General features: G+C 42.5%; 10 protein-coding genes. 8 read left to right on the top strand and 2 right to left on the bottom strand.

Annotation, left to right across the window (positions count from 1 at the left end):
• The first annotated feature begins 62 nt into the window (after positions 1–62).
• Genes ETF27_RS00375 through ligA form a run of 3 tightly spaced genes read left to right on the top strand, consistent with a single transcriptional unit; the run spans position 63 to position 3,128 of the window.
• Positions 63–464, top strand: a complete 402-nt coding sequence (locus ETF27_RS00375) for a (deoxy)nucleoside triphosphate pyrophosphohydrolase (protein WP_130829329.1) — start codon at positions 63–65, stop codon at positions 462–464.
• Positions 449–1,111 (top strand): B3/B4 domain-containing protein, encoded by a 663-nt coding sequence (locus ETF27_RS00370; RefSeq protein WP_130829327.1) that lies wholly within the window; start codon positions 449–451, stop codon positions 1,109–1,111. Before ETF27_RS00375 ends, ETF27_RS00370 begins: the two co-directional genes overlap by 16 nt.
• Before the next feature lie 40 nt (positions 1,112–1,151).
• Positions 1,152–3,128 (top strand): NAD-dependent DNA ligase LigA, encoded by a 1,977-nt coding sequence (gene ligA / locus ETF27_RS00365; protein ID WP_130829325.1) that lies wholly within the window; start codon positions 1,152–1,154, stop codon positions 3,126–3,128.
• Between the two features lie 474 nt (positions 3,129–3,602).
• Here the strand turns inward: ligA and ETF27_RS00360 are convergent, their stop codons facing one another.
• Positions 3,603–4,349: a nucleoside-specific channel-forming Tsx family protein gene (locus ETF27_RS00360; RefSeq protein WP_130829322.1), complete on the bottom strand. Its 747-nt coding sequence runs from the start codon at positions 4,347–4,349 to the stop codon at positions 3,603–3,605.
• Between the two features lie 99 nt (positions 4,350–4,448).
• Here ETF27_RS00360 and trmD point away from each other — a divergent pair, with 99 nt between their 5' ends.
• Positions 4,449–5,123, top strand: a complete 675-nt coding sequence (gene trmD / locus ETF27_RS00355) for a tRNA (guanosine(37)-N1)-methyltransferase TrmD (RefSeq protein ID WP_130829320.1) — start codon at positions 4,449–4,451, stop codon at positions 5,121–5,123.
• Positions 5,124–5,235: 112 nt separating this feature from the next.
• Here the strand turns inward: trmD and ETF27_RS00350 are convergent, their stop codons facing one another.
• Complete coding sequence (locus ETF27_RS00350) at positions 5,236–6,093, bottom strand: patatin-like phospholipase family protein (protein ID WP_130829318.1); 858 nt, start codon at positions 6,091–6,093, stop codon at positions 5,236–5,238.
• 86 nt (positions 6,094–6,179) lie between these two features.
• On the opposite strand from ETF27_RS00350, the gene ETF27_RS00345 reads away from it, so the two are divergent.
• From ETF27_RS00345 to ETF27_RS00330, 4 genes are all read left to right on the top strand, one after another.
• Positions 6,180–7,577 carry an aminopeptidase P family protein gene (locus tag ETF27_RS00345; RefSeq protein ID WP_130829316.1) on the top strand — a complete coding sequence of 466 codons (1,398 nt, stop codon included), beginning with the start codon at positions 6,180–6,182 and terminating at the stop codon, positions 7,575–7,577.
• Positions 7,578–7,695: 118 nt separating this feature from the next.
• The gene (locus ETF27_RS00340; protein WP_130829314.1) at positions 7,696–8,901 is read left to right on the top strand and encodes a C1 family peptidase; all 1,206 of its coding nucleotides are present in this window, start codon (positions 7,696–7,698) and stop codon (positions 8,899–8,901) included.
• 134 nt (positions 8,902–9,035) lie between these two features.
• Entirely contained in the window at positions 9,036–10,760 is a 1,725-nt protein-coding gene (recJ, locus tag ETF27_RS00335) for a single-stranded-DNA-specific exonuclease RecJ (RefSeq protein ID WP_130829313.1), read from the top strand.
• 28 nt (positions 10,761–10,788) lie between these two features.
• Positions 10,789–12,702, top strand: coding sequence for a RecQ family ATP-dependent DNA helicase (locus ETF27_RS00330; protein ID WP_130829743.1), 1,914 nt, complete (start codon positions 10,789–10,791; stop codon positions 12,700–12,702).
• Positions 12,703–12,918 lie beyond the last annotated feature (216 nt).

Here is a 12,918-nt window from a genome sequence, read left to right as displayed (position 1 = left end):
ATAGAATAAGGATTGGAATTTCTCATAAATTTATAGTATATTTGTAGCAAAATCACAGTATCATGAAAAAGAAAAGAATAAATGTGGTCTGTGCCATCATGCGTGATGGTAACAAGTATTTATGCACACAAAGGCTCCGTAAAGGTCCCGATTACACAGCTGAACATTGGGAGTTTCCGGGTGGAAAAGTAGAAGATAACGAAAACGACTACGAGGCTTTGCGAAGGGAAATACGCGAAGAAATGGATTGGGACATATTCGTGGGCAGAAAGCTTGGAACAATAGAACATGAATATCCCGACTTTATCATCCATCTAAAAGCATACGAATGTCTTGCACGCAACAACAACTTCAAGTTACTTGCGCATTTGGACGCAAAATGGCTGGCCACAGAAGAATTTCCTTCCTTGAATTGGACGGAAGCCGACAAGTTATTAATAGAAAAGATATGGAGGTTACAGTAAGCAAAGAAATAGAAAAGGTATGTCCGAACTTCATTGGTGCTTGTGTGGACGCGCAAGTGAAAAACTCAAAGTTTTGTCCTGCTCTTTGGGATGAGATTCATACCTATGCCGCGCGATACAAAGAGCGATTAACCACAGAAAGCTTAAAGGAATTATCGGGAATAGCAGCTACACGCAAAGTTTATCGCGAGTGCGGAAAAGATCCTTCGAGATATCGTCCGGCTGCGGAATCGCTCATCCGAAGAATGCTTCAAGGAAAAGAACTTTATCAAATCAACACACTTGTCGATCTCATTAACCTTGCGTCTATCGCATTCGGCTACAGCATTGGCGGTTTCGATGCCGATAAGTTTGAAGGCAGTAAGCTCACGTTGGGCATTGGAAAAGAGGGCGAACCCTACGAGGGAATAGGAAGAGGAATGATAAACATTCATGGCTTGCCCGTATATCGCGATGCGGCAGGAGGCGTGGGCACACCCACTTCCGACAACGAGCGCACAAAGATAGCCATTGACACATCGCACCTTGTAGTCCTCATCAATGGGTACGATGGAAATGAAAAAGCCGTAAGGGACAATGCAGAATTTATTCAAGATTTATTGCGGAAATATTGTGATAGCGATGGTGGAACATACACCATTTATTAAATACCTCTGCCCATAACGACTTCAATTAATTTCTATGATTATGCAAAGCGAACAAGAACTACGAATGCAATCTCTCGTAACGAGGCTGAACAAAGCGTCTGACGCCTATTACAACGGACGGAGTGAAATCATGTCTGACCATGAATGGGATGCAGCCTTCGATGAACTCAAGGAATTGGAAAGGGAGACCGGCATTGTCTTACCGGATTCTCCTACCTCAAACGTGAGTGCTGACAACTTAGCAGGAGCGAAAGAACAACATGAGTTTGCGGCACTCTCGCTGGCGAAAACCAAGAAGACGGAAGAACTGGCGAAGTGGGCTGAAGGAAAACCGATATGGATTTCGTGGAAACTCGATGGGCTGACACTGGTCGTTACCTACGACAACGGACAACTCACCAAAGTCGTAACTCGCGGCAATGGGCATATTGGTACGAACATTACTCATCTTGCCCCTGCCATCAAGGGTATAAACCCTGCCATTGCGGAGAAAGGACATGTTGTAATTCGAGGAGAGGCCGTAATCAGTTATGCCGATTTTGAACAATTCAACATGGAGGCAGATGAGGAATATGCCAACCCGCGCAACTTGGCTTCCGGATCTCTGACCCTGAAAGAAATAAACGAAGTGAAGGAACGAAAAATCAGATGGATACCTTTCACGTTGGTATATTGTGAGAAAGATATAAGGTCATGGGGAGAACGCATGGAATTTTTGGAAGCAAATAAATTCAATACTGTTGAGCACGAACTGATAAAAGCCCCTTCTACCGACAATATTAATAAGGTGGTAAACAAATGGACGGAACTTGTAACCCATCGCATCAATCCCTATCCTGTCGACGGACTTGTCGTCTCGTTTGACGATACGGAATATGCCGCCGGAGGAAGCATCACCGGACATCATGCCACGCGCGCGGGGTATGCTTTCAAGTGGCAGGATGAAAGTGTGGAAACGCAACTCGACCATATTGAATGGTCATGCGCAGCCTCCACCATCTCGCCTGTCGCAGTATTCAATCCGGTGGATTTAGAAGGAACAACCGTGAAACGAGCAAGCCTCTGCAACATCTCGGAATGCGAACGTCTGGGGATTGGCGGTAAAGGGTCGCTTCTCTCTGTTATCAAAGCCAATAAGATTATCCCGAAAGTCATTCAGGTGAAGGAGAGAAAAGGAGTTTTTACTATTCCCGACACATGCCCTGTTTGTAAAGCAGAAACAGAAGTGAAAGAAAGTGAAAACAGCGGAACGAAAACACTCCATTGCACCAACGTGAATTGTCCGGCGAAGCAGTTGAAAAAATTTGCACGCTTCGTCTCGAAAGAAGGAATCAGCATTGATGGATTGTCAGAACAAACCCTACAAAAATTCATCAACCTCGGATGGGTTTCCGAATATGCCGACCTGTTCCACTTAAATGATTATGCCAACAAACTGCGTTTCATGGATGGATTTGGCAACAAAAGTGTTTCTAACTTATTAAGAGCCATTGAAAAAGCACGAGCTGTTGAAGCCCGACAATTGCTTTTTGCGCTCAACATCCCATTGGTTGGAAAAGATGTCTGCGCTCGTTTGCTCTCCGAGTATTCGTTGAATGAACTCATCCAAACCGCGAGAGCGACAACCGATTCTATGGTTTTTTCCATAATAGACGGCATTGGTCCTGAGAAAAGTTCGAGTTTCGTCAAATGGATGAAAGATGAAAACAATCGCATGATACTCGATGACTTGCTGCCGGAACTCATTATTTCGCAATCCGAATCTATCCCTAAAGGCATGCGTTGCGAAGGACTAACCTTCGTGGTAACGGGCGATGTTCATCATTACAAGAACAGAAATGAGCTTAAAGCCTACATCGAAAGTCAGGGTGGCAAGGTGGTTGGCAGCATCTCCAAATCAACCAATTTCCTTATCAATAACGATATTGACAGCCTTTCTGGAAAAAATCAAAAAGCAAAACAACTTAATATTCCGATTATCTCAGAAGACAAATTTGTGGAAGACTTTGTTAAATAGTGATAGCCGGCACATTGCAGAAAGAAACCCTCGTTTTTTCACTCACTTAGCCTACGACAACGCAGCTATCTTTCCAGCATGAATCACAAAATTTACAGGTCAGTGAAGGCTAAAAATTAGAGTCTGATTATCAATTACTTACACATGGCATTTTAAAAGCTTAGCTTTTGCGATGCAATAGCTAAGCTTTTGCTGTTCAAAAGCTTAGCTTTTAAAAGTCAAAAGCTAAGCTCTTATAATTTGATGCGCAAGTTTTTACAAATATAATCCGATGGATGGCACGATTAAGCATCGGTGGACAACGATAGTCCAACTATTATTGGCTGGACATATCCTCTGTACTGACAAGTGCAATTTTCCACTCGTAAACGAAACAGCAATCGCCCGAAACTCAGAGAGATAACAACACGATGTGATTTGTCTCGGGTGGATTGCCGAAGCTACGTGGCTTGACAGCTTAATGGCAGCTTCGAATTAAAATGTCCATTTGGCGGCAATGGTGGGAATGGCATAAAATCTATTGTTCCGCCCCTTATTATCCCACACGAAGTTATTGCTAATCTCAACTTCAGAACCAAGCGAAAGATTTATTTTGTCCCATCCTTTTAATGTATTCATGTTAAACCAAAACTGTGGCTCCGAAAGCAAAATGAGTTTTCCGTTTACGTTAGGATCATACCACACATCGCAAAAGCCACTGAATGAACATCTGCCTTTCGCAAAAGTAAGTCCCCAAACTTCAGTCAATTGGAATCCGTTGAATGGATGTGTTCCGGTGTGTCCGTTCTTAAAATAGTATTTATACATCAGCTGCACACTGAACGTTTTTGAAAAGTCGTGAGAAGCCCAATTCCACGCTCCACCCGCAAGAAATGCATGTTGGAAGCGATTTCCATAATATCCATCAAGCAGTTCTCCTGTCGCCGCACCCCCGTTATATTCAACATGAGCAGCCCATCTTTTGTCTTTGGTAAGATGGAATTCGCGGGAAATTTCCCAATAGACTCCTGTCGCGCCATCATTCTTATAGTCTATATCTGTGAAAAGATAGGTTGAACCCCACTTGTCGGGCTTGAACATTTCCAAAGTAGTGGTTACTGATGGGCGATTGTCCAAGTTGTCGTACAAATTGTGCCCCAAATCATAATGCAACTGTATGTCTTGAGCTTGCACATTTACAAAAGCAGCCATAAAGATGGCGAGGGAAAAGATTTTTCTCATGAGTTTTTAAGAATTATATTGAAAAACGGTGGCAAAGTTACAAAAAAATCCCAAGGAGTAAATAATATTGTAAAATAATTGGTAACTTTGTCGATAAATATGAGAATAGACATCATTACCGTATTGCCGGAGATGCTGGAAGGTTTTGTTCATGAAAGCATTTTGGCAAGAGCCGAAAAAAAAGGATTGGCAGAAATCAGATTGCACAATCTCCGCGACTACACCCTTGACAAGTGGCGACGCGTTGATGATTATCCCTTTGGGGGGCAAGCAGGCATGGTTATGCAGATAGAGCCAATAGATCGCTGCATCAGTGCTCTGAAAGAAGAAAGGAGCTACGATGAAGTCATTTTTACATCACCCGATGGCGAGTCTTTCACACAAAAAATAGCCAACGAACTTTCGCTTGGTGGCAACATCATAATATTGGCAGGACATTACAAAGGCATAGACCAAAGGGTTAGGGACCACTTGATAACAAGAGAAATCTCCGTGGGCGATTATGTGCTTACTGGAGGCGAGTTGCCCGCGGCGATTATAGCCGATGCTGTCGTAAGAATAGTACCGGGCGTGATAGGAGATGAACAAAGTGCCTTATCGGATTGTTTTCAAGACGATCTATTGTCAGCTCCCATCTATACACGCCCTCGCAGCTATAAAGGTTGGGATGTACCTGAAATTCTGTTGAGTGGCAACGAAGCCAAAATAAGACAATGGGAACTTGACCAAGCCATGGAACGCACGCGCAAATTGCGCCCCGACTTGTTAAAATGAGATTTTCTAATATCTGACAACACTCTGTTAATTAACTCTATCTCATCTTCAAACGCTTACATGAGAATTAACGAAGTGTTGTAATAATGAAGCCTAACCATTGATTTCAAGGTTAAATTTCATTATCCATAATAAATCGCTCACCTAATTGGAATCCTTCGGTATATAGGTCATCCAACTTTCTTATGTCTTTTTCCATTCGCCCTACAACAATGGGCTTCTCGGGACGAATGACTGATATTTCTCCTCTGGATTCATACTCATCAATCATATCCAACTGACGATTGTATGTTTTCAAGCGATGGCTTAAAACAACTCGCAAGCGAGGATAATTCTTATAGATAAACTTTGGCTGTTTGAGGTCTTTTCCATTATCGCGCCAACCTTTGTTCCGAGTGCAAATTACGACATTGGTACGATGACCGGTAACTATGGAACGCTGCAACGGAATGGAATCAACAATACCACCATCCAACATGGGAACACCATTTATCATCACGATCTTGCTAACGTACGGAAGACTGCTGGAAGCTTGAGCCAGTTCATTCAGCCTGTGACGATCTCCGCTGCATTCCTGCAAATATTCACTCCTACCGGTATTGCAATTGGTTGTTACCATTTCGAAAACACAACCATTATTTACTCTTTTGAAAAAGGTATCGTAATCAAAAGGTACCAATTCAAAAGGAAACCGATGGTACAGTAGGTCGGGATCAAAAATACAACCTTGTGTTACAAGATGCCGCAGACCGATATAGTTGTATTTTGACAACATCTCAATGTTAGAAACACGTGCACGTCGAGGCTGCTTGCTGATGTATGATAAACCGTTGCATGCTCCGGCAGAGACTGCTACAACATAATCAAAATACAATCCATATTTCATAAAAGCATCCAATACGCCGGCAGTAAATACGCCGCGCATACCGCCTCCCTCTAAGACTAAACCCGTATTTTGATTTATTTCCATAAAAATCTTGTAAAATACAATGCAAAGTTAATGATTTTGATGGAAATTTCATTATCTTTGCAACTAAACAATCAACCAAAACCTATATGTTTAGCAAAAAAACGTACATCAACCGTCGCGCCGAGCTGAAAAAGCTCGTAAAAAGCGGCGTGATTATTTTATTCGGGAACAACGAATCGGCAGTTAATTCACCTGCCAATAATTACTCTCCTTTCCGTCAGGACTCCTCTTTCTTGTATTATTTTGGACAACAAAGAGATGGGCTTGTAGGTGTAATAGACATTGATGAGAATAAGGAAATGCTCATCGGCGATGATATCGACATTGAAGACATCGTGTGGTTTGGAGGTGTAGATACCGTAAGGGAACTCGGTGAGCAAGTAGGGGTTGCTAATTCCGCTCCTATGGCAGAACTTAAAAGCATTTGCGATAAAGCACAGAAAGCGCAACGGAAAATTCATTTCCTTCCGCCCTATCGCTCAGACATCAAGATACAAATATCCGATTTGCTCGGAATCCATCCCAATAAACAAAAAGAAGCCGCAAGTTTGGAGCTGATTCACGCAATTGTAAAGATGCGTTCGACGAAAACGGCTGAAGAGATAGAAGAATTGGAACGTGCAGCCGTTATCGGCTACAAGATGCACACTACGGCAATGCGCCTAACAAAACCGGGACTAACCGAGAAGTTTGTAGCCGGCAATGTGGATGGAGTCGCCAATTCTTATGGCGCAATGGTTTCATTCCCAACCATCTTCTCCCAACACGGAGAAATCATGCACGGTAATCCTTCCATGGCAGAGTTACAAGCCGGAAGATTGGTACTTTGCGATTGTGGAGGTGAAACTCTGAACCATTATTGTTCAGATAATACACGAACTTTCCCTGTTAATGGAAAGTTTACGCAAAGACAATTAGATATTTATAATGTGGTTGTGGAATGCCACGATGCTGCATTACAATTGGCAAAACCCGGCATGAAGTACGCTGATGTACACTTTGCCGTATGTCGCATCATTTTTGATCGCATGAAAGAACTCGGACTTGCCAAGGGAAACACTGATGCTGCCGTGACAGCAGGCGCACACGCTATGTTCTTGCCACATGGACTTGGACACATGATGGGCATGGACGTACACGATATGGAAGCACTCGGGCAGATTTACGTGGGCTTTGATGAAGAGACGCGCCCCAACTTGGAACAATTCGGAACTAACGCACTTCGAATGGGACGTAGGTTGCAAGAAGGTTTTGTGGTAACTGATGAACCCGGTATTTACTTCATCCCCGCATTGATAGACGAATGGCGAGAAAAGAAACATTGTGCGGAATTCCTTAACTTCGATAAACTCGAAACATACAAAGACTTCGGTGGCATCCGCATAGAGGACGACTTACTCATCACAAAAGATGGTTGCCGGTTTATCGGAAAAGAACTCATTCCTTATCATCCAAAGGACATTGAGGCATTCATGAACGCTTGATTTCCGATAGAAACATAAACGGAATTAAACAACAAATCAATAATAATCAATTAAACAACATTTTTAACCAACCGGATAAGCTATTCCTAAAATTGACATTCCGGTAAATTTAAGAATTATGAGAAAAATTTTTGTATTCGCATTGCTCGCGATTTTTGCGACAAGCGTGAACGCGGCACCCAAAAAGGATGCAAAGAAAAACAACAACAAACCGGTTTTCACTGTAATCAAAGAAAATCCAATCACCAGTATTAAAGACCAAAATCGTTCAGGTACATGCTGGGATTATTCAACTTTATCTTATTTTGAAGCAGAAATTCTGAAGAAAACCGGTAAGACATACGACCTTTGCGAAAGTTTCGTAGCCAACAAGACTTACATGGATCGTGCCATAACCGTTGTACGCATGCACGGCGATGCCCAATTTGCACAAGGGGGGTCTTGCTATGACCCACTATACTGCATGAAGAATTATGGTATCTGTCCCGAGGGCATCATGCCTTTCCCCGGCTCACTTACGGGCGACTCCCTCTACAACTTTAACGAATTCTTCTCGGTAATGGAGCCTTACGTAAACGCTGTTGCTACCAACAAGGCAAGCAAGATCTCCGGTCAGTGGAAACCGGGACTTCAAGCTATCCTCGATTCTTATCTGGGTAAATGTCCGGAGAAGTTCATATATGAAGGAAAGGAATACACTCCCATGTCATTTGCTGCAAGTCTTGGACTGAATTGGGATGACTATGTAACAGTTACATCTTACACACACCACCCATTCTATTCTACATTTGCAGTAGAAGTACAGGACAACTGGCGCAATCCGCAGTCTCATAACGTTCCAATGGACGAAATGATGCAAATCATAGACAATGCCGTAATGAATGGCTATTGCATTGCTTGGGGTGGTGATGTTAGCGAACCGGGCTTCACACGCAATGGATTGGCTTATATGGTTGATGGCAAGAAGGTAGAAACCATGAAAGGCAGCGATATGGCAAGATGGTTGGGACTTTCAGCAGCCAAGAAGCGCAACATCATTGATGAGCTTGGCATGAACGTACCAGAAGTTACCCCAACGCAAGAAATGCGTCAAGAGCGTTTCGACAACTGGGAACTTACTGATGACCATGGTATGTTGATTTTCGGTATCGCGAAAGACCAGAATGGTAAAGAATACTATATGGTTAAGAATTCATGGGGCGAAACAGGCGAATACAAAGGCGTATGGTACATGACCAAGAATTTCATCGCTGCGAACACGATGGACTTCATGGTGAATAAGAATGCCATCCCCGAAAATCTCCGCAAGAAGATGGGGCTTTAACAGCATAAAAACTCATTCTTCTCTGATAACCCTAACTTAAAAGAGGATTATCAAGCAGAAATTAAAAAAGCGTAAATCTACACAGACTTACGCTTTTTTTTTGTACCTTTACCGCATATTAAAAAACAATTAAAATGCATTTCAAATGGAACTACACACCATCTACATCTGAACAGACAAACGCAGCTAAAGAATTGGGAGAAAAACTCAGCATGAGTCCTACATTGGCATCCCTGTTAATCAAGCGTGGTATCAATACCGAGAGTGCGGCAAAGAGGTTTTTTCGTCCTCAATTATCCGACCTTATCAATCCATTCCTTATGAAGGACATGGATATAGCCGTTGATCGTCTGAACGATGCCATGGGAAGGAAAGAACGTATCATGATTTACGGCGACTATGATGTGGACGGCTGTACGGCTGTAGCATTGGTGTATAAATTTTTAAGACAATTCTATTCAAATATAGACTACTATATCCCTGACCGTTACGAAGAAGGATATGGCGTAAGCAAAAAGGGAATAGACTATGCCAAAGATACAAATGTAAGATTGATAATCATACTTGATTGTGGCATTAAGGCAAACAAGGAGATTATGTATGCCAAAGGATTGGGAATAGATTTCATTATTTGCGACCATCATGTGCCGGATGATGATCTACCTCCTGCTACCGCTATCTTAAATCCCAAACGTCCCGATGACACATACCCATTTAAGGAATTGTGTGGGTGTGGAGTTGGTTTTAAATTCATGCAGGCTTTCGCTAAAAATAACAACATTCCTTTTTCACGGCTCATCCCCTTACTCGATTTTTGCGCGGTTAGCATAGCAGCTGATTTGGTACCGGTAGTAGAAGAAAACCGCATTTTGGCTTTTCACGGATTGAAGCAACTCAACCAAAATCCGAGTATCGGTCTGAAAGCGATTATTGACATTTGCGGTCTGAGCGGAAGGGAACTTTCCATGAGCGACATCATTTTCAAGATAGGTCCACGAATTAACGCAAGCGGAAGAATGGAAAACGGATGTGAAAGTGTGAATTTGTTGGTGGAACGCGACTTGCCCAGTGCGTTATTGGAAGCAAAACACATCAATGAATACAACGAAAAGCGAAAAGATGTTGATCGCCAAATGACTGATGAGGCAAACCAAATCGTGGAACGTCTGGAAAGTCAAAAACATCAAAACAGTATCGTACTGTACGATGAGAATTGGAAAAAAGGTGTGATAGGTATTGTTGCTTCCCGGCTAACGGAAATATATTGTCGCCCGACTATCGTACTCACAAAAGATGGTGTATTGGCAACCGGTTCGGCGCGCAGTGTAGCAGGATTTGATATTTATTCAGCCATAAAAAGTTGCAGCGATTTATTAATCAATTTTGGCGGACATACCTACGCCGCCGGACTGACACTCAATTGGGAAGATGTAAAGGCTTTCAGGGACAGACTACAGAAATATGTAGATGAGCATATTCTCCCCGAACAAACAGAACCAACTCTTGATATCGATGCAATAATCGACTTCAAAGACATCACGAAGAAACTTCATAATGACTTGAAGCGTTTCGCACCCTTTGGTCCCGGAAATCCCAAGCCACTCTTCTGCACAAAAAACGTGTTTGATTTCGGAACGAGTAAGGTTGTGGGTCGCGAACAGGAACACATCAAATTGGAGCTTGTCGATTCCAAATCAAACAATGTCATGAACGGCATTGCGTTCGGACAGAGTGAGTCGGCGCGCTACATAAAATCAAAACGTTCTTTCGACATTGCTTATACGATAGAAGACAATATTTTCAAGCGGGGAGCGGTACAGCTGCAAATAGAAGGCATCAGACCGTCTGAAGAAGATTGAGCCGAAATCAGTGAGTAAACAAGAGAAATTGACTTATAAGGATATCCTCCACAAATACTGGGGATATCCTGACTTCCGGGGCATTCAGAAAGAAGTTATTGAAAGCATCGGTCTGGGAAAAGATACGCTTGGTCTCATGCCCACCGGTGGCGGCAAATCGCTAACGTTCCAAATACCAGCATTGGCGAAGAAAGGGGTTTGCATCGTCATAACACCACTCATTTCGCTAATGAAGGATCAAGTAGATCATCTCAAAAAACAGGGTGTTCTCTCAGCCACCATCCATTCCGGAATGTCGCGCAATGAAATTGTTACCACACTCGAAAACTGTATTTTCGGAAGCATCAAACTTTTATATATCTCTCCGGAACGATTGTCATCAGATCTTTTCCAGGCAAAGCTCAAGCACATCAAGATAAGTTTCATAACAGTGGATGAAGCCCACTGCATCAGTCAATGGGGCTATGACTTTCGCCCGGCTTATCTCAACATAGCGAAAATAAGAAGACTTGTTCCGAACTCACCCATACTTGCCCTAACCGCGACCGCTACTCCGGCGGTTATAAAAGACATCCAGCAACAGTTGGAATTTAGGGAAGAGAATGTTTTCAAAATGAGTTTCGAACGTAAGAACCTTGCTTACGTTCTGCGAAAAACCGAAGATAAGCTCAATGAGATGCTTCACATACTGCAATCGGTAAAAGGCACAGCCATCATTTATTGCAGAAGCCGAAAGCGTACAAAAGAATTAGCAACTCTGCTTCTGAATAACAACATATCTGCAACATGGTATCATGCCGGCTTGGAACCTACGATAAAAGACAAACGGCAAACCAAATGGCAAAAAAGCGAAGTGAGGGTGATGGTGGCGACCAATGCTTTCGGAATGGGTATAGACAAGCCCGATGTCCGCCTTGTCATTCATGTTGATTTCCCAAATTCAATTGAAGAATATTTTCAAGAAGCAGGGCGTGCGGGAAGGGACGGAAACAAATCATACGCCATACTGCTCTATACGCCGGCTCACGATGAAAACATATTGAGAAAAAGAATAGACGACACATTCCCACCCAAGGAATATATACGACAGGTATATGAACATTTGGCCTATTTTTATCAGATAGGAGTGGGCAGCGGACACAACATGACATTTGAATTCCCGATAGATAAATTCTGCGTTGCATTCAAGCATTTCCCCATACGCGTCAACTCCGCGCTACATCTTCTCAGAAGAGCGGGATACATAGAATACGATCCTGACCCTGACACCAAAGCCAGAGTGCATTTCTTGTTAGGACGAGAGGATCTTTACAAACTCAACTCGCTTTCAGGTTATGAGAATAAGATTATCATTTCCTTACTCAGAAATTATGGAGGTCTGTTCACGGACTATTCCTTCATTGACGAGGGACATGTGGCGGAAGAAGCCGGTTTAGATCACAACCAAACGTATCTGACATTACAGAATTTGGCAAAAAAAAGAATCATTGATTTCATTCCAAGAAAGGACATTCCACTGATACGATACACAAAAGACAGAGAAGATGGGAAAGATATCATCCTCAATAAGAATGTTTACGAAGACAGTAAGGAACGATTTGTCGCTCGTATCATGGCTATAATCAGCTATGCGCAAAATGGAAAAGTGTGCAGAAGCCGACAGTTGCTGAAGTATTTTGGGGAAATAAAATCAGAAGATTGTTGTCAATGCGATGTTTGTCTCGAACATCAGACCGAAAAACATCCTGACATGCGGATAAGCCCCAAAGAACAAATCCTAACCCTATTGTCTGATGGAAAGAAACATTTGATTACTGAACTGAAATCAATAAGAACCGCAGACACTGATGCCGATTATTTAAAAGACACACTTAGGAACTTATTGGATGAAGAAGAAATCTCTATGGATGGAAGTTTCATACAACTCAATATGAACAATTAACCTTCAAAACATCATTTTTCCTATTTTTCGACAAATGAGGTTCGAGGCTTCCGCTCTATCCGGGCATGCTACTATTTCTAAAAAGTGTGCAAGTTACCTTTTCTTTGTAAGCATACAACCATGAGATTTGGCATATTTTATTATTACTGTCCGCTAAACATCCCACATTTTTTATGAATTAGGGCTGACACTTCTCACGAGGTATCAGCCCTTTTT

Source organism: Prevotella brunnea (assembly GCF_008016795.1).
In the GTDB taxonomy this organism is placed as follows: domain Bacteria; phylum Bacteroidota; class Bacteroidia; order Bacteroidales; family Bacteroidaceae; genus Prevotella; species Prevotella brunnea.
Note: the sequence above shows the minus strand (reverse complement) of the source record. Positions and strands in the feature narration are given on the sequence as shown.